Source organism: Staphylococcus caeli (assembly GCF_051413795.1).
Classification (GTDB): domain Bacteria; phylum Bacillota; class Bacilli; order Staphylococcales; family Staphylococcaceae; genus Staphylococcus; species Staphylococcus caeli_A.
Genome location: NZ_JBOIRQ010000020.1, coordinates 26,552 through 47,017, shown reverse-complemented (window position 1 = coordinate 47,017; position 20,466 = coordinate 26,552). Strand labels below are relative to the sequence as shown.

Sequence of the window (20,466 nt, the reverse complement as noted above, 5' to 3'; positions counted from 1 at the left end):
GACATAATGGCGGTAAGACTGAAGAAGAAGACAGTAAACCAATAGAATGGGAAGAAGACACGTTACCAGATGGAGAAAGTGGACATAATGGTGGTAAGACTGAAGAAGAGGACAGTAAACCAATAGAATGGGAAGAAGACACGTTACCAGATGGAGAAAGTGGACATAATGGCGGTAAGACTGAAGAAGAAGACACAAAACCTATAGATGATGAAAAGAAACCGGATGAAGATACAACACCGGATAATAACAAGAAACCAGATGAAGATAAGACACCGGATGATAATAAGAAGCCAGACGAAGATAAAACACCAGATGAAAGCAAGAAACCAGATGAAGGAAACAATAACAATGTACCAATAGATAATAATGGAGTTATTATACCTAATGGTAACAGTGTGCATACAAAAGATATTAAAAAGGAAAATATAAGTTACCAAAAAATATCTAATAATACAAAAGTTAAAATGAGTAATTCAAGTTTACAATCAGGTGTAAAATCAAAGCAACAAATGAAACAAGCTAAAGTAGAGCAAGTTAACGAATTACCAGCAACCGGTGAAAAATCACAGAGTACAACATTGTTTGCAACATTATTAGCATTAATTGGTACGACATTACTATTCAAGAGAAAAAGAAAAAATGCAAAATAGATTATAAATATTTTTATTTGAAAAATGCAATACAGAGGTCCATAAGAATTTTGTCTTTATATTATTTATTATAAATTAACTATTTCAAAATGTTACCCGAATGTTGAACTTCTAAGTTTAACATTCGGGGCATTTTTATATAGATGCATGATTATAGTCTTAAATCAATTAAAATGATAAGCTAGTATTGAGTTTAAGTAAGACCATTTTTAGGAGGGGATTGTTTTGAATATACAATCAGCTTGGTTGAATTTACCAGTTAAAGATTTAAAAGCGAGTGCAACGTTTTTTGAGAATATAGGATTTACAATTAAACAAAACGAAGCAGTATTAGATAAAATGAGAGGTATTGAAACGGTTGATCATAAAATTATAATGCTGATTCAAAATGAACAGTTTGAAAAAGTAGCGCGACTTTCAGAAATTGGGAAAAATGAAGCGCTCGTCTCAGTTTCGGTTTCTGAAACAACAGAAGTCGATACTCTATTAAATCTTGTAGAATCAGCAGGCGGTAAAGTGATTCAAAGAGGTACGAAGCATGAAGGCTACTATGGCGGTTTGTTTAGCGACATCGATGGACATTTATTTAATGTCATCGCAATGTAGTAAACATATAAAACAAAAACTTTCCATAATAAAAAGAAAACTCAATTTCTACATCAATATTGTCACTTTTACTAAGTAACAAAAGATGTGAAATTGAGTTTTTTAATTTAGTTGACGATAAGTACAGGTATGCTGACATTACTTGCAATTTTATGAGTTACATTGCCTAAAATATTCTTAATATCGGATTTTTCGCGCGTATTGCTCATGACAATAATATCATAATTGTTGTCTTCGACTTCAGATAGAATAGATTGTTTAATGTAACCAGTGCTAAATTTCACGTCAACTTTTAAGCCAAGATTTTCAATTTCTTGTGCAAAAGGTGCAAGTTGTTCGTTTTTTTCTTTAGCCAAATCTTCAAAGTGTTTATTATCATAACGCACAGATGCTTCTAAATCACTTTCTGGAATGACATTGAAAATTGTAATTTCTGCATTGTCAGTACCTGTTGTTAAATTACGTAGTTCTTTTGGTACATTATTGAACGAATTGTCAAAATCATAAGCGAGTAAAATTTTATTGTACATCGTAGCGCCTCCTTTATATTTCTATACCCGATTAAAGTTAAAATAACAGTTTTAATCCAGCATAAATTGTTTGGGTATACAAAGTGACACGATATGTACATATTTATTTTACATCTAAGCCAATGATATCTTTAACATTGTTGTAACCATTAGATTTAAGATAGTTTGCAAGTTGTTTGTTGAGCTTTTTGGTTAAACCAGGACCTTCAAAGACTAGTGAACTATAAATTTGGACTAGTGACGCACCATGACGCAGCATTGTAATTACATCTGATGTATCGAAAATACCGCCAGTACCAATAATTAAAAATTGACCCTTTGTTTGTTTGTAAGCATAAGATATTAATTCAAGATTACGTTCAAATAATGGTTTGCCACTGAGGCCACCAGTTTCGACACGGTTTTCTGACTGCAAGTCTTCACGTTTTTGAGTTGTGTTGGCTAAAATAATACCATCGAAAGTTTTTGTTATAGGCTCAAGCATATGACCCAATCCTTCTAATGATAAATCAGAAGTTAATTTTATAAAAATAGGGACGTTAAGTGATTCCTTATCTTTAAACGTTTGAATTGCTGTACATAATTGTGAAAATTCATCTTTATCATGGAAACTTTGTAAATTTTCAGTATTAGGTGAACTAATATTGACTGTGAAGAAAGAGACGTCGTTTTTAAACGTTGAGATAACTTTAATGTAATCTTCATAACGCGCTTCGTAAGCTGTAGCTTTGTTCACGCCCACATTTAAACCGATAGGAGTTTGGTAACTATATTTACGCAAGTTGCTTAAAGCTTTGTTCATACCTAAATTATTGAATCCCATGCGGTTAATAAGCGCATGATCTTCAACTAATCGATACATACGTGGTTTTGGGTTACCTGGTTGTGGTTTAGGTGTAATGCCACCAAGCTCAAGTGCGCCAAATCCTGCTTTCTCAAGTGCTTTTGGTACTTCGCAAGATTTATCAAAACCTGCAGCTAGACCAATAGGGTTATCGAATGAAATACCTTTGAGTTGTTGTTGGAGTGCTGGATTTTCGTAGTGAAACATTTGTCTGATGACGGGAAGAAATACTGGATATTTTTGTGTGAATTTAAGTGCATCGATGGTCATACCATGTGCTTTTTCTGGATCTAGTTGAAATAAGATTGGTTTGATGAGTTTATACATATGATTATCGCTCCATTTGTTAAATTAGGTTAATATTAAGGGCCTTTAATACATGTTGCTTAATCAATTTTGAAAAATGCAAATTGAAAATGATGTCCTTAATAGACTAGCATTTTACATAATCGTTGCCTAGAGTAAAACAACATGTTTTATAGAACTTTCACAGAATATTTTTTCATAAAAGAAGTGATTAAGTCAGTAAATATAAGGAAATAATAATATATAGATTATTTTATAGTCATATTGGAGGGATTGGATATGAATTCAGCATGGCAGACACACTTACCGTTGGAACATATTAAGGCGATTTCACCGGTAAGTGGTGGTGATGTTAATGAAGCGTTTCGTGTTGAAACGGATGATGATATTTATTTTCTACTAGTACAGCGTCAGAGATCGGATTCCTTTTATGCGGCTGAGATAGCAGGACTAAATTTATTTGAAAAGGCAAATATAACTGCTCCTAGAGTTATAGATAGTGGTGTCATTGGAGAGGATGCCTATTTATTATTAACCTATTTAGATGAAGGTGCTTCTGGCAGTCAAACAGCGTTGGGCGAACTGGTTGCACATATGCATCTTCAACAACAACCCAATCAGCAATTTGGTTTCGATTTACCTTACGAGGGTGGCGATATTTCATTTGATAACCAATGGACAGATAGTTGGATAACATTATTTGTAGAAAAAAGATTGGATAAAATTAAAGACCAGCTATCTCAACTTGGACTATGGACAGAAGACGACATTGTTCGATATGAGACTGTACGTAAAGTCATAGTGCATGCACTAGAAAATCATGAGAGCAAGCCGTCACTTTTACATGGCGATTTATGGGGTGGAAACTACATGTTTCTTACAGATGGGTCACCTGCTTTGTTCGACCCGGCGCCATTATATGGCGATAGAGAGTTTGATTTAGGTATAACTACTGTGTTTGGTGGTTTTACAGAACAATTTTATGATGCGTATCATGCACAATATCCAATGAGTGAGGGTGTAGAAAGACGCTTGGAATTTTATAGACTGTACTTATTAATGGTTCATTTAGTGAAGTTTGGTGGTATGTACGCAAGTAGTGTGTCACGTTCAATGCAGCAAATAATAGATGATGCTCCAAGTGAATAAGCGTTAGAAGTAATTAAGCTAGGACAAAATGATTGTTCTAGCTTTTTATTGTTTGACGATTATTAAAATTTTGGATATCTGTCTATTAAGCTACATTTGTAAATAAATTTTATTACAGTTTAATATCAACAAAGTTAAATTAAATAAACTATAATAAATAATTTGATTATTTTCGTAAAATTCTTTAAATTAAAAGGAACAAATAAATTTTAATGGAGGTTTTTTATGATTTTAAGAAAAATATTCGGTGGTACTTCGTTGATATTACTCTTGCTTATATCAGCCATACCATTAAGTGCACAAACTGAGGCTGCAACACAAGACAATACGGCAACTAAGCCAATGCCAAGAGTCGTACTACCTAATGAAGATAGGACACAAATCCAAGAAACGACCGGTGGCCACTACCAGTCTGTAGGATATATTAATATTGGTGACAAGATTGCCACAGGTGTTGTTATTGATAAAAATACAGTGTTAACTAATAAACATGTTGCTAATGGATCGAACGGGAATATGACATTTGCACCCGCAGCCAAAGATGAAAATACATTTCCTTATGGAACATTTTCTGAAAAAGAAGTGAAAGCATATCCTGGAAACGAAGATATTGTCATTGTCCATTTTAATGAAAATGAAGAAGGTCAATCTGTAGGTGACGTTGTGCAACCAGCTACTATAAAAGATGCAGCTGACATTACTAAAGACGCACCTATTACAGTGACGGGTTATCCTGGTGATAAAGCATTAGCTACAATGTGGGAAAGTAAAGGGGCTGTACTGGAGAATAACGGTACACAATTTACATATAACGCAAGTACGTTTGGTGGTAATTCTGGGTCACCTGTATTTAATAGCAGTAACGAAGTGATTGGTATTCATCAAGGTGGTATTGAAGGTGAAAGTAATAGCGCCGTAGCTTTAACAGGAGAAGTATTAAATTTTATTAATGAAAATAGAAGTTAAAACAAAATTTGAGTAGAAATAGTGATTTGTAATTTTTATCTAGATCACAATTCAACAATCCATCTCAATATCATATAATTATGATAGAGGTGGATTGTAGTCGTTTGGAAGCTTTATTCAAATGAGTAACTATAAGGTTAAGTTAAGAGCAAATACATATGAGTCATCCCCCTCTGTTCAACATACATATCGAATCTTATATAAGATGATTTTTAGAATGGAGTGAAACGTATGGGTAAAAAAATAATTATGGATTGCGATCCAGGACATGATGATGCTATTGCGTTAATCCTTGCTGGTGCAAAGCAGAGTGCGCTCGATATTTTAGCTGTAACAACTGTGGCTGGTAATCAATCTGTAGAAAAGAATACTAAAAATGCTTTGAATATTTTAGAAGTAATGGGGAGAAAGGATATTGGTGTATCTGTTGGAGCAACGCGGCCTTTAATAAAACCAGCTTCATTTGCTGCGCAAATTCATGGCGATACAGGTTTAGATGGTCCGAAACTTCCTGAAGTGCCTTCTTTAAAACCAACTGCTAAACATGCTGTTGATACGATTATTGAAAGTTTAAAACAGAGTACGGAACCTGTCACAATTGTGGCAACAGGCCCACTAACAAATATCGCTACTGCATTGATTAAAGAACCGAGTATTACACAATGCATTGAATCTATTACGATTATGGGTGGCGGAACATTCGGTAATTGGACGCCAACAGCAGAATTTAATATTTGGGTCGATGCAGAAGCGGCAAAACGTGTATTTGACAGTGGTGTGCCGATTAATGTGTTTGGACTAGATGTGACGCATCAAGTATTGGCTACAGATGAAGTAATTCAACGCTTTGCAAAAATTGAAAATCCAATTGCACATTTTGTTGTAGAGTTACTAACATTTTTTAAATCTACATATAAAACACATTTTAATATGGATGGTGGTCCGATACATGATGCTTGTACCATACTCTATTTATTAAAGCCCGAGCTCTTTACGATGCAACACACACATATCGATATTGAGCATCAAAGTGCATTAACCTATGGCACGATGGTTGTAGATTTAAATAATGTGATGCAAAAAGAAAATAATGCTTATTTTGCGACAGCTGTTGATGTGCCGAAAGTATGGGAATTGATAGAAAGTATGTTGGAGAGCTACACATAGTAAAATGATTGATGACATAATTCTATATTGAAACTGCAGAATGATTGTTTGTGTACAACTAAAGTATGACGTTTTTTCAAAACGTATTGTTAGAGATTTTTCACTATAAAAAGTATACTTATAAGCCAATACTTTAAATATTAAAAGGTGATTCAAATAGTGAAAAAGACAATAAAATGGATTATCTTTCTACTCATTTTAATCATTCCATTAACATGGTTGGCTTTGAATATAGACAATATTCAAAAAAACATTAGCGATTCATTTACGGAACAAAATGACAATGAAGGTAATCATCGAATAAGTGAATTTTTAAAGGGTAGTCGGGAAACAGAAAACTTTGGAGAGTACGAGTTTAGTGATTTTGACAGCAAACACTATGGCATTGATTATCATTTACCAGAAGATACGCCTATACAAGCAGCGACAGATGGAACAGTGACTCGGACATTTAATAACGATTTAGGTGGTAAAGTTATACAAATTTCAGAACCCAATGGTCAATATCATCAATGGTATATGCATCTCAATGACTTTAAAGTAAAAGTAGGCGATGAAGTACAAGCTGGTGATACGATTGCATTATCTGGCAATACTGGAGAACAAACTACAGGAGCGCATTTACATTTTCAACGTATGCGTGATGGTGTTGGTAATGCATATGCAATTGATCCGGCTAAATTTATAGATGAGTTACCTAAAGGTGAGAAAAGTTTATATCAATTAGACTAGTGAAGAGTATTGGTTAGGTCTAAACTACCGTTCAACATTATGTTGAATGGTAGTTTTTTTGTATGCATACAATTATAGAAAATGTATTAAGTGAGTAATCCTATTTATAATAGAAGAAAAAATATAAAATAAATATTCTGAAAATTAAGAAAATGTGATATAGTAATACTCTATTTCAACTTAGGGGGTACTTCAATGATTAAAGTGAGTCCAAAGCAATTTTTATATAATGTATTATCTGGGGTAGCAATTGCTATTGTTGCAGGATTGATTCCAAATGCAATATTGGGAGAACTATTTAAATTATTTGCTCCTAAATATTCTATATTTGCAACATTACTTCAAATCGTAGAAAGTATTCAATTTACAGTACCGATACTTGTAGGAACATTGATAGCGATGCGTTTTAAACTGTCTCCACTCGCAACAGCAGTTGTAGCGAGTTCGGCATTTGTAGGTAGCGGTGTAGCACAATTTAAAGACGGTGTATGGGTAATTGCAGGTGTCGGTGATTTGATCAATACAATGATTACTGCTGCGATTGCGGTATTTTTAATATTAATTGTAGGAGAAAGATTTGGTAGTTTAACCTTAATTATACTGCCGACATTTGTAGGCGTGATTGCAAGTTTAATGGGTGTGCTGATGTTGCCATATATAAAAATGATTACAACGGGCATTGGTAATCTAGTTAATTCATTTACAGAATTGCAACCAGTATTAATGTCAATGTTGATAGCACTTGTATTTAGCTTTATTATTATCTCGCCAATATCGACAGTTGCAACTGCATTAGCTATAGGGATTAGTGGATTAGCAGCTGGTTCGGCTTCACTAGGTATCGTTGCGTATGAAGGTGTGCTCGTAGCAGGTACATTAAAGATAAATAGAGCAGGCGTGCCCATCACAATCTTTTTAGGTGGGGTTAAGATGATGATTCCTAATATGGTAAGGCATCCTATTATTTTATTACCTATATTTACGAATGCTTTAATTACAGGTTTAGTAGGTGCGTTCATTGGTATCGGTGGGACAAAAGAATCGGCTGGATTCGGTATTATAGGATTAATTGGTCCAATAAGTGCATATAAGTTCATGGAACATTCCATCATGTTGAATTTAGTGTTTGTATTTATAGCATTCTTTTTAGTGCCATTTGCAATGGGATATTTAATCAACGTGTTCTATATGAAAGTATTGAAATTATATGATAGAGAAATATTCAAATTCTTAGCGTAAAATAACACAAATAGAATAAAACGTTTGTCATAATTTGTAATAAAGTAGTAGAGCTAAATATAATCTTTAACAAAGGAAAGAAGTGAAAAAGGCCACAAATCAGTGGTCTTTTTTAATTTTAAACAAAAAAATTTGCAAGTTTTACCCCAAAATATAATTTTTTTGTCTTTTATAATTATTACAGTTGTGTAACAGAAATGAAGAATGTAATATTTCTGACGATATAAATAACTAGCGAAATGCATGTATTGAACGTCGAGACAATAAGATTTAGCGCAATTTATATTGTGTTGTTATGCATAAAAAAGCGTGGCAACACAAAACAATTTCATTTCAATGTTACAGATGTGCATTTGATTTGTAACGTTTTGTTAAGGAAGCGTAATATAACTGCCTTAAAATTATGGTATATTATTTGTGGCGAAAAGCTAAGAGAAAAATTACAAACGAAAATTAGCACATACGATAATTAATTTAACGAAAAATATAACTTAAACTAAAAAGATATTAATTGGAGGATTTTTTAATTATGAAGAAATCAATTTTAGCATCATCATTAGCAGTAGCATTAGGTGTAACAGGATATGTAGCAACAGCTGATAACAACGAAGCGCATGCATCAGAATCAAACGTTGATTATGCACATTTAGCTGATTTAGCTCAAAACAACCCAGAAGCATTAAACGAAAAACCATTACACGCTGGTGCGTATAACTATGACTTCGTATACAATGGCTTTGAATATAACTTCACTTCAAACGGTCAAACTTGGTCATGGAACTACCAAGCAACTGGTGCTCAAAATTCAATCCAAGACGTAGCTGCTCAAGCATCTACAAATACTAACGAAACTTCAGCTAACGAAGTTGCAACTCAACAACAATCAAGCAACACAGAAGTAGCTCCAGTTGAAGCTCCTAAAGCTTCATCTAACTCAAACGTTCAAACTGCACAAACAAGTGCTGCAGCTCAAACTTATAAAACTGCTCAAGCATCAGCAGCATCAACTGGTGGATCAGTTAAATCTCAATTCTTAGCTGCTGGTGGTACAGAAGCTATGTGGAATTCAATCGTTATGCCTGAATCAGGTGGTAATCCTAACGCAGTTAACCCAGCTGGTTACAGTGGTTTAGGTCAAACAATGGAATCATGGGGTACTGGTTCAGTATCTTCACAAACTAAAGGTATGTTAAACTACGCGCAAAACCGTTACGGTTCAATCGACGCAGCTATAGCTTTCCGTGCTTCACACGGTTGGTGGTAGGATTTATAGCACTGAACATTGAGGTTTAGTGGTATAAATTTAGAGCAACTCATTATGAGTTGCTCTTTTTTTGTACATTTATAGCAATTGACAAGTTTGAATATTCTGATAAAATTAACTGTAATTTAACAGATGTACTTATCAAGAGAAGTTGAAGGAATTGTCATGATAATCTTTTAGCAACAGACTTGAATTTTTAGTACTGTGCTTCATCCAACAAATCTGCATACTTAAAAGATAATTAACATACAGAAGACTGAGACAAAATTAGTTGTTTCAGATTTTTTCATTTAGACAGTAGGTAACTGAATTGAAAATGGAAAGTCTCACTGCTTAATTTATTAAGTTAGTAAGACTTATGCATAAGCTTCAGCTCAGGTAAACTTTTCAATGCTAGTCATCATTAGTCGGGTGGGGCTACGAAATCTCTATTAGAAAATTTGATTTCTAGTCACTCCTTTTTAATTAGGGAGGTTTTTATGGTTATTTCAGATAGATTAGCACAAATTCCAGATAGTTATTTTGGGAAAACAATGGGACAAAAGGTTGAACATGGCCCATTACCACTTATTAATATGGCAGTGGGAATTCCTGATGGAGAAACCCCTAAAGAGATTATCGATTGTTTCGCGGAGGCATTGCGCCTGCCTCACAATCAAAAATATGGGGCGTTTCATGGGAAAGCAAACTTTAAACAGGCGATTGTTGATTTTTACCAAAGACAATTTGAAGTATCATTGGATCCAGAGGATGAGGTGTGTATTTTATATGGTACGAAAAATGGTTTGGTAGGATTGCCAACATGCATTGTAAATCCGGGGGAGAACGTCCTTTTACCGGATCCTGGTTATACAGATTATAAAGCGGGTGTGCTATTAGCAGATGCACAACCACAGCCACTTGTGTTGCAACCTCCCTATTATTTACCGCAATGGGACAAGGTGAATCGTGATATTTTACAAAATACAAAACTTGTATATTTAACTTATCCCAATAATCCGACTGGATCTGTAGCTACACAAGCAGTGTTTGATGAAGCCATTGCTCAATTTAAAGGAACTAAGACTAAAATAGTTCATGATTTTGCATATAGTGCCTTTGGTTTTGATGCAAAAAATCCTAGTATCTTACAATCAGATGGTGCAAAAGATCTTGCGATTGAAGTGTTTTCACTATCAAAAGGCTATAATATGTCTGGTTTTAGAGTGGGATTTGCCGTGGGTAATAAAGACATCATTCAAGCAATGAAAAAGTATCAATCCCATACCCACGCAGGGATGTTTGGCGCATTGCAAGATGCAGCAGCCTATGCATTAAATCATTATGACAGCTTTTTAGATAAACAAAATGAGACATTTAAACGTCGAAGAGATATGTTTGAAGCGAAATTGAAAGCGGCGAAGATACCTTTTGAACCAATGAAAGGCGGCATTTTTTTATGGTTACATACACCGCCGAAGTATGATGGAGAGGCTTTTGTACAATATTTATTGCAAGAGCAATCTATACTAGTGGCGCCTGGTATACCATTTGGAGAACATGGTAAAAACTTTGTACGTATTTCTTTAGCTGTGGATGATGCGTCATTGGAAACAGCCGCACAGAGAATACAGTCTTTGAAACACCTTTATGTATAAAAATTATTGAAGGAGCGATTTACGATGACAAGTATTAAATTATTTGGCGTAAGAAATGAAGATATTCCTTATATTGAAAAGTGGGCTTCTAAAAATAATGTACAAGTAGATTTAGATGAGGATTTGTTAAATGAAGATACGGTAGAAAGGGTCAAAGGGTTTGATGGCTTGTCAATATCACAACAAATCCCATTAGCGGAAAGTGTATATAGAAAGTTACATGAATTTGGTATTAAACAAATAGCACAACGAAGTGCTGGTTTTGATATTTATGACTTTGATTTAGCTGAAAAATATCAATTAGTGATAAGTAATGTACCATCGTACTCTCCACATTCAATTGCAGAATATAGCGTTTCTCAAGCATTAAACCTTGTACGTAACTATAATGATATTCAACAAAAGACTCAGGAATATGATTTCAGATGGCAACCAGCAATTTTATCGCGTTCAATTAGAGACTTAAAGGTTGCAGTAATTGGTACAGGACGCATTGGTGCGATTGTGGCGAAGATTTTTGCGCAAGGATTTGATGCGGAAGTGATTGCTTATGATGTTGTACCTAACGATGATTATCGAACATTTTTAACATATGCTGAGAGCATTCCTGAAGCGATTAAAAATGCGGATATTGTGACAGTACATATCCCGGCAAGTAAAGAGAATGACTATTTATTTGATGAAACTTTATTTAGTCAATTTAAAAAAGGTTCAGTGTTTGTGAACTGTGCTAGAGGTACGATTGTGAAGACTAGTGCGTTATTACAAGCATTAGATGAAGATATTATTAAAGGTGCCGCATTAGATACGTATGAAGGTGAAAAAGGATTGTTTCCTAGTGATCAACGTAATACAAAATTAACGGATGATGTTTTAAAACAATTAATTGAACGCCAAGACGTGATTGTTTCACCACATATTGCGTTTTATACAGATGCTGCAGTGGAAAATTTGATTGTCGATGCATTAGACGCAACATTGGAAGTACTAAAGACAGGTGATACAGCGTTACGTGTGAATTAATAAATACTTGATTGTAGAATATTGTTTTATTAGTGGATAAATGAAAAGCACGTTGACATTATTTTCATAAATACCAAATAATAGAAAATTATAAGGCGAAAATGCCACAGGATATCAATTAGGGTGTTCATTTTTTTTCAACATTACTTAAGGTTGTGTTTTGCTAATTCTTCAAGGTGTATAATGTTTTAGTCGCCGAACTCTCAGGCGTTATTTTAACGTAGAGGGGAGGTGTATTTGAATGTTTGAAACTTTGTTTCAAATTGCAACCGCAGCCATAAGTGGTTGCATCGTTACTTGGTTTGCGCATTGGCTAAGCAAACATGACGATCATAAGACAGGCGACTAGCAAACACCTAAAAAACCCCCTCACTACTCAGAATAGTGAGGGGGTTTGGTGTATTAATGTTTGAAACTTTGTTAAGACTATTATAGCACGATAAGAATCGTAATGCAAAACAAAATTGATAATATTACACTAGAAACGAGCTAAATGGTTCTAATATAATATTAAGATTGCTAATATTAGCGATTGTAATTTATGACGTTATTTTACATCGTAGCCTTGATCTTCAATTGCTTCTGCCATGTCTGAATGAGTGACTTTATTATCATCAAAATCAACCGCAACATTACCTTGTTCTAGACTGACATTCGCAGATGAGACGCCGTCAAGTTGTGTGAGCGCAGATTCTACTGCTTGCTTGCAATGCGCACAACTCATACCTTCTACTGTGATTGTTTCCGTTGCCATTTGAATCACCTCCTTGAAATAGGGGATATAGTTTATTTTATACTTTAATATATTTAAATGTAATTCTAACTTTCTTGATAATTAAATACTGAAAAGAGCTCTAATTGAAATAAATTGTTTCGCAACTTGGGTTTGAGATAGCTTTTTATATCCCAGAGATATGTCTACAATTTCATACGTTTTAATCTAAGTGCATTAGTGACCACACTAACTGAACTGAGGGCCATTGCTGCGCCAGCTACCCATGGTGCAAGAAGACCAAGTGCAGCTATCGGTATACCTGCAACATTATAACCGAATGCCCAGAAAAGATTTTGGCGAATATTACGTATTGTTAATTTACTAGCTTTGATTGCTTTCGGAATGAGTAATAAATCGCCACCAAGAATTGTGACATCAGCTGCTTCAATTGCAACTTCTGTACCTGTACCAATAGCGATACCAATATCAGCTTGAACGAGTGCAGGTGCATCATTGACACCATCGCCGACCATAGCAACGGTATTGCCATCTGTTTGTAGCGTTTCGACTTGTTTAGCTTTTTCTTCTGGCAAGACTTGAGCTATAACGGTGTCGATGCCGACTTCATCTGCAATCGCTTGTGCAGTACGTTGGTTATCTCCCGTAAGCATAACTACATTAATGTTCAGGTCATGTAATTGTTCGATTGCTTGTCGTGCAGAGTCTTTAACTGTATCTGCAACTGCAATTGTGCCTCGTAATGTTTGATCAATCGCTATATACATAGCAGTTTTACCCATATTTTCCAATTCTGTTAAACGTGTTTCAGCAGAATCAAAGGCAATGTCATATGTTTCCATAAATTTACGATTACCTACCATAATAGTGCGGTCATTTATCGTTGCTTTGATACCGTGGCCAGGTACCGCTTCAAATGTTTCTGTCGGTAACAATGTAATATTTTCAGTATTTGCATAGTTCACAATGGCCTCAGCAAGTGGATGTTCTGATCCTTTTTCAGCACTAGCTAATAGTTGTAATGCTTCAGTGTCACCATCGAAATCTGTGACTACGGGTTTTCCATTAGTGATGGTACCCGTTTTGTCTAATACGACTGTATCTATTTGATGCGTACGTTCAATATGTTCGCCACCTTTGAACAGGATGCCGTTTTCGGCAGCTTTTCCAGTCCCGACCATAATAGATGTAGGCGTAGCTAAACCTAGCGCACATGGACAAGCAATTACTAGAACAGCAATGGCTGCGACTAATGCTGGTTCAAACTGACCTTGTTGGACTAAAGTTATCCAGACGATAAATGTCAAAATGGATATACCGACGACAATAGGTACAAAATAACCAGAAATAATATCGGCCAGACGTTGAATTGGTGCTTTTGAACCTTGTGCATCTTCTACAACTTTAATAATAGAAGAAAGCGCCGTATCAGAGCCAACTTTAGTTGCCTGCACCGTAATTAGGCCATTTTTATTGATTGTAGAACCTATTACTTCATCGTCTTGATATTTATCAATAGGCATTGATTCTCCTGTTAACATTGATTCATCGATGGAAGTTTGGCCTTTGACAATAATACCATCTACAGGTATCTTTTCACCGGGCTTAACGATTAGATGATCGCCAACGACTACTTGCTCTAGCGGAATCATTTGTTCTTCTTCATTGCGTAATACACGCGCTTCTTTTGCTTGAAGGTTTAATAATTCGCTAAGTGCATTTGTGGTTTGTGATTTTGCGCGAGTTTCTAAATATTTTCCAAATAAAATTAAGGTAATTAAAACTGCACTCGTTTCGAAATAAAGGTGAGGTGTGATACTTGGCTGGTTTATCCACTTAATCATTTCGTATAAACTATAAAAATAGGCAGCGCTGGTACCTAATGCAACGAGCACATCCATATTTGCTGAGCCATTTCTCAAATTCTTATAAGCACCAACATAAAATTGCCAGCCAATAATAAATTGTACCGGTGTTGCCAAGATAAATTGGAACCATGGATTCATAAAAATTGCTGGAATGTGAATACCGAAAAGGTGTACAAACATTGTAAGCAATAGAGGTACGGATAGGAGAGCAGAAATAACAAGTTTAATCAACTTGCGTTTTAACTCAACCTCTTTTTGTGAGTGCTTTGCGGTCATGTCTTGTTTAGGATGTGCATCATAACCAATACTTTGAATTTTATTAATTAATGAATTTACAGATGTTGTACTTGGATTATACGATATTGTTGCGTTTTCCGTCGTTAAGTTGACTGTCGCTTCCGACACACCATCAGTACGATTTAATACTTTTTCAATGCGATTAGAGCAAGCAGCACACGTCATACCGATTACATCTAACTCAACTTTTTCGTTTAAGACGCCGTAACCTGTTTTTTCTACAGTTTGTGTTAAGTCGCTCGTCGATGTGATATTAGGGTTATATTTAATTGTTGCTTTCTCTGTTGTCACATTTACATTGGCATCTACATCTTCCATTTTATTTAAATTCTTCTCGATACGATTCGCACAAGCAGCACATGTCATACCGGTAATTTCTAATGTGGTTGTTTTCTGTTCGGCCATGAACGGTTTCCTCCTTTCAAAGGATGGTGTAGTATTTTTTACACCACCAATATACCCCCTACAGGTATAAAAGTCAATACTCTTGCACCATATAAAATTGAGTCTGTTTTTACGATGAACTTTCTATTATTAGCATTGATGAACTATATATTTATTAATAATTTAAAAATGATATGATGAATTAAATAGGAAATTTTTGGAAAATAAAATACATGCATGGTTTAAATTTGATGTGACATGTTTGTCATTTTAATAGGAAGATTTGTTAGTTCAAACAAACGAGAAATAGATAATAAAACGTTAAGCTATGACTATACAGTAATTAAGGAGTGAATGACATGTCTATATTAAAAGTAGAAGGACTAACGAAAAGTTATGGGAACAGACATCGCCAACAAGAAGTACTTAAAGGAATAGAGTTCTCGATAGAAAAAGGTGAATTTGTATCAATTATGGGACCATCGGGTTCTGGTAAGACAACATTATTAAATGTTCTCAGTTCTATAGATTATATTACAAGTGGCACGGTAGAAATTAATGGTCATAAATTAAATAAAATGAGCAATAAAGCATTAGCGGATTTTAGAAAAAAAGAAGTTGGTTTTATTTTCCAAAATTATAGTGTACTTAATACGTTAACAGTAAAAGAAAACATTATGTTGCCTTTATCGATACAAAAAATGTCAAAGGAAGAAAAGGAAAAAAATTATAAAGAGGTTACGGAAGCCCTAGGGATTCAAGAACTTGGAGATAAATACCCAAATGAAATTTCTGGTGGGCAACAACAACGTACTGCTGCAGCACGTGCATTTGTGCATAAACCAGCAATTATTTTCGCAGATGAACCAACTGGTGCATTAGACTCTAAAAGTGCACAAGATTTATTGAACAGACTAGAAGAACTGAATGAAAATATGAATGCGACAATTGTAATGGTGACACATGATCCTGTTGCAGCGAGTTATTCAAACCGAGTAATCATGTTGAAAGATGGCAATATTCATTCAGAAGTATATCAAGGAGAAGACTCAAACCAAGCATTCTATAAGAATATTATTCATATGCAAACTGCCTTAGGTGGTGTGGCACATGAGCTTTAATCAAATTGTACTTAAAAATTTAAGACAAAACGTGCGTCATTATGCGATGTATATCTTTGCATTAATTGTCAGTATTGTACTGTACTTTAGCTTTGTGACATTAAAGTATACGGATAGTATTAATAATGAGAATTCTATGAAGATTATTAGTAAAGGATCTGAAATTGGAGCATATTTCTTATTTGCGATTATCATCGTCTTTTTAATGTACGCCAATCAGTTATTTATTAAAAGACGTACACGTGAATTTGCGTTATATCAACTCATAGGACTTACTAGAGGCAATATCCTACGTATGATTACGATAGAACAAATTGCTATGTTTGTGACGACAACTTTAATCGGTATGGTTGTAGGTGTATTTGGGTCGAAAATATTACTGATGATTGTACTTAAAATACTAGGTATTAGTACAAGTGTATCTTTAACATTCCAATTTCCAGCCGTCATTCAAACATGTTTGCTAGTAGTAATCGCGTTGTTGATCATATTAAGTCAAAGCTTTATCTTTTTACGCAGACGTAGCATTTTATCTATGATGAATGATAGTTCTAAATCTGAAGCCTCAAAGAACAACGTCTCTATACTTGAAATCTGCTCAGGTATACTAGGCATAGTGATGATTCTCTTTGGTTATTACATGGCTACGGAAATGTTTGGCAAATTTGCGAATTTATTTATGTTCGCACCATTTATTATATTGTTTTTAACGGTTGTAGGGGCATATCTGTTCTTCAGAAGTTCAGTGTCAGTTATTTTTAAAACATTGAAACGAAGTAAACGTGGTAAAGTTTCAATCACGGATGTCGTATTTACGTCTTCGATTATGCACAGAATGAAGAAAAATGCATTATCATTAACGATAATTGCGACAATTTCTGCAGTAACGGTTACGGTGCTTTGCTTTGGTGCAATTAGTAAAGCAAAGATTGATGACAATTTGAAATTGACCTCACCACAGGATTTTAATTTTTCTAAAAAGCATCAAGCTGAACAATTTGAGAAAAAGTTAGAACAAGCACACATCGGTTTTAATAATAAATATAAAGAAGTTTCCGAATTTAAAGTAACAAAAGACAGCTTCTTCAAAAAAGGACAAAGTATCGCAGGTCCACAAGCAATTAATTTATTTGTCACAAGTAATGAGTATATTAACGACAAGGCAGTTAAAGGTTCAAATGCTAAAATGGTAAACTTAGCTGCAGGTGGCGGCATTATTAAATATAATGATGAAGGCGATATTCAATTAAATAGCCAACCAAAGCAAGTCTTCAATGTCAAAGATGCTACCAAAGATGTTTATTTTAGTAGTGAGACGAGCTTTGCAGGGCCGGTTATGGTAGTGAGTGAAGAAAAATATAACCAAATCAAACCAGATGCGAAAGAAACACAACCTCAATATGGCTATGATTTGAAACATAAAAGTGATTGGAATAAAGCGAATAAGATTGCTAAGTCAATCAATCCGAATATACTTCCACAAAAGGTAGCGCATCAAGATATGAATGACTCAATAGGTATCGTATTGTTTGTCACATCATTTTTAGGGTTAGCGTTCTTAGTAGCAGCTGGGTGTATCGTCTATATTAAACAAATGGATGAAACAGAAGATGAACTGCCTAATTTCCGTATTCTCCGTAAAATTGGTTATACACATCAAGATATGTTAAAAGGGCTTGGACTGAAGGTTGCATTTAACTTTGGATTGCCATTGATTGTATCATTGCTGCATGCATACTTTGCCGCTAAAGCATTTATGTCACTTATGGGTGGCGCAACGATGTTACCAATTTACATCGTTATGATAATTTACTCCATCATATATGCAATTTTTGCAATTATGGCATTTATACATTCAAGTCGCGTTGTGAAACACTCAATTTAAATAAGTTTAATTTGAACACTGTAACGGTAACGTTGCAGTGTTTTTTAAATGATAAGAATATTGCTTGCAATATGATATGTGACGTTTATGTTTGTAATTTTCATGAAGTGGTATCGAGCTATGAACAGAAATAACAAGAAAGAGGTGCAGATAATGAATTTATCAGAATTTCATAATCAAATTAAAGGATACACACAGGATAGACAGCCGGGTATCCAAAAAGATATGGATCCACAGCCTATAACAGAAATGGATGAATATAAAAGTGCAGGTAAACTACAAGGCAAAGTAGCACTAATTACAGGAGGAGATTCAGGTATTGGGCGCTCAATTGCTATGTTGTATGCTCGAGAAGGTGCACAAGTCGCGATTGGTTATTATGATGAACACGAAGATGCTGAAGCGGTTGTGGATGCTATAGAAGCATTAGGGGGCACAGCTAAAGCCTATACGCATGATTTAAAATCAGTTGATGATTCACAAAAACTCATTGAGAACGTTGTGAAAGACTTTGGTGGCTTGAATATACTTGTAAATAACGGTGGCGTACAATTTCCACAAGATCATTTTGAGGATATAACACCTACTCAAATCAAAGAAACATTTGAAACAAATATTTTCGGTATGATGTTTTTATCACAAGCGGCAGTACCACATTTGAAAGATGGAGATGCAATCATCAATACAACAAGTGTTACTGCATATCGTGGGTCTGCACATTTAATTGATTATTCAGCAACTAAAGGCGCTATTGTGTCATTTACGCGTTCGCTGGCAACGACATTAAGTTCACGAGGCATTCGAGTCAACGCGGTGGCACCAGGACCAATATATACACCATTAATTCCTGCTACCTTCTCAGAAGATAAGGTTGAACATCAAGGTGGGGAAACACCTATGGGAAGAAGAGGACAACCGGCAGAGCTCGCACCGTCCTATGTATTTCTTGCGTCATATGCAGATAGTTCATATATTACTGGCCAAGTTATCCATGTCAGCGGTGGAGACTACATTACGTCTTAAAAAAGAAGTTTATAGAAAAGAAACAACGGGCTATCTATTTCAGATAGTCCATTGTTTTGTATGGATGATATACGATACTTACTTAAGTGAAACAAATGGCAGTTTATCAATGTAATCTATATGCTCTACATAGGTACCTTTATGTGTTATTTTTACCTTTTGTTTGGAAGGATCATATCCATTAAATGATAATTTATAATCACGTTTTTCTCCATTCGCAGAATAAATTGTTATATTTTGATAATCTTGAGTGTTTGCTTTAACGTTGGCATAAGACGTTTCTTTTTGTAAAAAAGGATTAAATCTGTCGAATTCATCAAATGAGAAGAGGATAGCAGTTAATAATACAAAAATTATAGAACATAGCAATAAAACTTTTTTGACCATAATTAGAACTCCTTTTCTATAATGAAATAAGTGATTAACATATTGGATTTTTTCTACAACGTTATTAATTGTAAAAAGTGAAAAGCGAATAATAATACATCAAGGTGTACCTAGTTAATTAAATTGAGGCATTTTAGAAGTAACTTTAAACACCGTCCTTCTTATAATTTAATTATATTATAAAAAAGGAATTAAAATTGTCACTACTATATTTCAGGAAATTCTAATTATTATATTGTTAAATTTATCTCAAAAATAAAAGCAACGCATGCTTTTAAATAAGCAATGCGCTGCTTCAGTCTGAAGGTTGTCTTGGATATCAATTTGTAAAAAATAAAATCAATATGGTACATGTGAAACGACACAAAATTTATCGGGGAATAATATTTTGTGCTATGTTCATTTGTAAAAGTTATGCTGAATCACTAGAAGTTGGCTATAAACTTTAAAAGAAATCTGAAGGGTTCAAGTTATCGAAATTTAAATTTTTCAAGCCATCAAAATTCACATTCTCAATACTTTGCAATGCCTCGCCATTTTTAACTTGATTAAAGTAATGGGTTGCCTCAGCAGCAACATCGTGGTCTTCAAATGTTTTTACGATACCGAGTATTAAAATGATCGCTATCGCCCCTCGAAATAATATTTTCAT

The 20,466-nt window shown here is 34.5% G+C and carries 20 protein-coding genes; 14 read left to right on the top strand and 6 right to left on the bottom strand.

Going from position 1 to position 20,466, the window contains the following annotated elements:
* Both ACSULM_RS10275 and ACSULM_RS10270 read left to right on the top strand, forming a co-directional pair.
* Window positions 1-653: LPXTG cell wall anchor domain-containing protein (locus ACSULM_RS10275; protein ID WP_436862546.1), on the top strand; the 653-nt coding region annotated here is incomplete at its 5' end.
* A gap of 225 nt (window positions 654-878) precedes the next feature.
* The gene (locus ACSULM_RS10270) at window positions 879-1,259 is read left to right on the top strand and encodes a VOC family protein (protein ID WP_436862545.1); all 381 of its coding nucleotides are present in this window, start codon (window positions 879-881) and stop codon (window positions 1,257-1,259) included.
* Window positions 1,260-1,366: 107 nt separating this feature from the next.
* Here ACSULM_RS10270 and ACSULM_RS10265 read toward each other — a convergent pair whose 3' ends face one another.
* Both ACSULM_RS10265 and ACSULM_RS10260 read right to left on the bottom strand, forming a co-directional pair.
* Entirely contained in the window at window positions 1,367-1,789 is a 423-nt protein-coding gene (locus ACSULM_RS10265; protein WP_436862543.1) for a universal stress protein, read from the bottom strand.
* A 103-nt stretch (window positions 1,790-1,892) separates the two neighbouring features.
* A complete protein-coding gene (locus ACSULM_RS10260) occupies window positions 1,893-2,960 on the bottom strand; it encodes a quinone-dependent dihydroorotate dehydrogenase (protein ID WP_436862541.1) in 1,068 nt (355 codons plus the stop codon).
* Between the two features lie 258 nt (window positions 2,961-3,218).
* Between ACSULM_RS10260 and ACSULM_RS10255 the strand changes: the two genes are divergently transcribed.
* The 9 genes from ACSULM_RS10255 to ACSULM_RS10215 all read left to right on the top strand — a co-directional run bounded on the left by ACSULM_RS10255 (window position 3,219) and on the right by ACSULM_RS10215 (window position 12,465).
* Window positions 3,219-4,088, top strand: coding sequence for a fructosamine kinase family protein (locus ACSULM_RS10255; RefSeq protein WP_436862540.1), 870 nt, complete (start codon window positions 3,219-3,221; stop codon window positions 4,086-4,088).
* A 225-nt stretch (window positions 4,089-4,313) separates the two neighbouring features.
* Window positions 4,314-5,054, top strand: coding sequence for a trypsin-like serine peptidase (locus ACSULM_RS10250; RefSeq protein WP_436862538.1), 741 nt, complete (start codon window positions 4,314-4,316; stop codon window positions 5,052-5,054).
* Window positions 5,055-5,285: 231 nt separating this feature from the next.
* On the top strand, window positions 5,286-6,221 hold the full coding sequence (locus ACSULM_RS10245; protein WP_436862536.1) for a nucleoside hydrolase: 936 nt from the start codon (window positions 5,286-5,288) through the stop codon (window positions 6,219-6,221).
* Window positions 6,222-6,380: 159 nt separating this feature from the next.
* Entirely contained in the window at window positions 6,381-6,953 is a 573-nt protein-coding gene (locus ACSULM_RS10240; RefSeq protein ID WP_436862535.1) for a M23 family metallopeptidase, read from the top strand.
* 195 nt (window positions 6,954-7,148) lie between these two features.
* Window positions 7,149-8,192 carry a PTS transporter subunit IIC gene (locus ACSULM_RS10235; RefSeq protein ID WP_436862533.1) on the top strand — a complete coding sequence of 348 codons (1,044 nt, stop codon included), beginning with the start codon at window positions 7,149-7,151 and terminating at the stop codon, window positions 8,190-8,192.
* Between the two features lie 529 nt (window positions 8,193-8,721).
* On the top strand, window positions 8,722-9,456 hold the full coding sequence (locus ACSULM_RS10230) for a transglycosylase (RefSeq protein ID WP_436862532.1): 735 nt from the start codon (window positions 8,722-8,724) through the stop codon (window positions 9,454-9,456).
* Window positions 9,457-9,935: 479 nt separating this feature from the next.
* Window positions 9,936-11,093 (top strand): aminotransferase class I/II-fold pyridoxal phosphate-dependent enzyme, encoded by a 1,158-nt coding sequence (locus ACSULM_RS10225; RefSeq protein ID WP_436862531.1) that lies wholly within the window; start codon window positions 9,936-9,938, stop codon window positions 11,091-11,093.
* 24 nt (window positions 11,094-11,117) lie between these two features.
* On the top strand, window positions 11,118-12,116 hold the full coding sequence (locus tag ACSULM_RS10220; RefSeq protein ID WP_436862530.1) for a D-lactate dehydrogenase: 999 nt from the start codon (window positions 11,118-11,120) through the stop codon (window positions 12,114-12,116).
* Between the two features lie 241 nt (window positions 12,117-12,357).
* Window positions 12,358-12,465: a type I toxin-antitoxin system Fst family toxin gene (locus tag ACSULM_RS10215; protein WP_142351554.1), complete on the top strand. Its 108-nt coding sequence runs from the start codon at window positions 12,358-12,360 to the stop codon at window positions 12,463-12,465.
* Window positions 12,466-12,663: 198 nt separating this feature from the next.
* Here ACSULM_RS10215 and copZ read toward each other — a convergent pair whose 3' ends face one another.
* Together copZ and ACSULM_RS10205 are read right to left on the bottom strand one after the other, a co-directional pair.
* Window positions 12,664-12,870, bottom strand: coding sequence for a copper chaperone CopZ (gene copZ / locus ACSULM_RS10210; protein WP_436854358.1), 207 nt, complete (start codon window positions 12,868-12,870; stop codon window positions 12,664-12,666).
* Between the two features lie 164 nt (window positions 12,871-13,034).
* Entirely contained in the window at window positions 13,035-15,419 is a 2,385-nt protein-coding gene (locus tag ACSULM_RS10205; protein ID WP_436862528.1) for a heavy metal translocating P-type ATPase, read from the bottom strand.
* Window positions 15,420-15,757: 338 nt separating this feature from the next.
* Between ACSULM_RS10205 and ACSULM_RS10200 the strand changes: the two genes are divergently transcribed.
* The 3 genes from ACSULM_RS10200 to ACSULM_RS10190 all read left to right on the top strand — a co-directional run bounded on the left by ACSULM_RS10200 (window position 15,758) and on the right by ACSULM_RS10190 (window position 19,427).
* Window positions 15,758-16,519 carry an ABC transporter ATP-binding protein gene (locus ACSULM_RS10200; RefSeq protein ID WP_436862527.1) on the top strand — a complete coding sequence of 254 codons (762 nt, stop codon included), beginning with the start codon at window positions 15,758-15,760 and terminating at the stop codon, window positions 16,517-16,519.
* The gene (locus ACSULM_RS10195) at window positions 16,509-18,404 is read left to right on the top strand and encodes an FtsX-like permease family protein (RefSeq protein ID WP_436862526.1); all 1,896 of its coding nucleotides are present in this window, start codon (window positions 16,509-16,511) and stop codon (window positions 18,402-18,404) included. Before ACSULM_RS10200 ends, ACSULM_RS10195 begins: the two co-directional genes overlap by 11 nt.
* Window positions 18,405-18,557: 153 nt before the next feature.
* A complete protein-coding gene (locus ACSULM_RS10190) occupies window positions 18,558-19,427 on the top strand; it encodes an SDR family oxidoreductase (RefSeq protein ID WP_436862525.1) in 870 nt (289 codons plus the stop codon).
* Between the two features lie 78 nt (window positions 19,428-19,505).
* Here ACSULM_RS10190 and ACSULM_RS10185 read toward each other — a convergent pair whose 3' ends face one another.
* Complete coding sequence (locus tag ACSULM_RS10185; protein ID WP_436862523.1) at window positions 19,506-19,814, bottom strand: YxeA family protein; 309 nt, start codon at window positions 19,812-19,814, stop codon at window positions 19,506-19,508.
* 445 nt (window positions 19,815-20,259) lie between these two features.
* On the bottom strand, window positions 20,260-20,466 hold the full coding sequence (locus ACSULM_RS10180) for a hypothetical protein (protein WP_436862521.1): 207 nt from the start codon (window positions 20,464-20,466) through the stop codon (window positions 20,260-20,262).

What these genes read in the sequence shown, in the direction of transcription:
- ACSULM_RS10265 (WP_436862543.1), bottom strand. Translation starts at nt 1,789, where the DNA reads ATGTACAATAAAATTTTACTCGCTTATGATTTTGACAATTCGTTCAAT.
- ACSULM_RS10260 (WP_436862541.1), bottom strand. Translation starts at nt 2,960, where the DNA reads ATGTATAAACTCATCAAACCAATCTTATTTCAACTAGATCCAGAAAAA.
- ACSULM_RS10255 (WP_436862540.1), top strand. Translation starts at nt 3,219, where the DNA reads ATGAATTCAGCATGGCAGACACACTTACCGTTGGAACATATTAAGGCG.
- ACSULM_RS10250 (WP_436862538.1), top strand. Translation starts at nt 4,314, where the DNA reads ATGATTTTAAGAAAAATATTCGGTGGTACTTCGTTGATATTACTCTTG.
- ACSULM_RS10245 (WP_436862536.1), top strand. Translation starts at nt 5,286, where the DNA reads ATGGGTAAAAAAATAATTATGGATTGCGATCCAGGACATGATGATGCT.
- ACSULM_RS10235 (WP_436862533.1), top strand. Translation starts at nt 7,149, where the DNA reads ATGATTAAAGTGAGTCCAAAGCAATTTTTATATAATGTATTATCTGGG.
- ACSULM_RS10230 (WP_436862532.1), top strand. Translation starts at nt 8,722, where the DNA reads ATGAAGAAATCAATTTTAGCATCATCATTAGCAGTAGCATTAGGTGTA.
- ACSULM_RS10225 (WP_436862531.1), top strand. Translation starts at nt 9,936, where the DNA reads ATGGTTATTTCAGATAGATTAGCACAAATTCCAGATAGTTATTTTGGG.
- ACSULM_RS10220 (WP_436862530.1), top strand. Translation starts at nt 11,118, where the DNA reads ATGACAAGTATTAAATTATTTGGCGTAAGAAATGAAGATATTCCTTAT.
- ACSULM_RS10215 (WP_142351554.1), top strand. Translation starts at nt 12,358, where the DNA reads ATGTTTGAAACTTTGTTTCAAATTGCAACCGCAGCCATAAGTGGTTGC.
- copZ (WP_436854358.1), bottom strand. Translation starts at nt 12,870, where the DNA reads ATGGCAACGGAAACAATCACAGTAGAAGGTATGAGTTGTGCGCATTGC.
- ACSULM_RS10205 (WP_436862528.1), bottom strand. Translation starts at nt 15,419, where the DNA reads ATGGCCGAACAGAAAACAACCACATTAGAAATTACCGGTATGACATGT.
- ACSULM_RS10200 (WP_436862527.1), top strand. Translation starts at nt 15,758, where the DNA reads ATGTCTATATTAAAAGTAGAAGGACTAACGAAAAGTTATGGGAACAGA.
- ACSULM_RS10195 (WP_436862526.1), top strand. Translation starts at nt 16,509, where the DNA reads ATGAGCTTTAATCAAATTGTACTTAAAAATTTAAGACAAAACGTGCGT.
- ACSULM_RS10190 (WP_436862525.1), top strand. Translation starts at nt 18,558, where the DNA reads ATGAATTTATCAGAATTTCATAATCAAATTAAAGGATACACACAGGAT.
- ACSULM_RS10185 (WP_436862523.1), bottom strand. Translation starts at nt 19,814, where the DNA reads ATGGTCAAAAAAGTTTTATTGCTATGTTCTATAATTTTTGTATTATTA.
- ACSULM_RS10180 (WP_436862521.1), bottom strand. Translation starts at nt 20,466, where the DNA reads ATGAAAATATTATTTCGAGGGGCGATAGCGATCATTTTAATACTCGGT.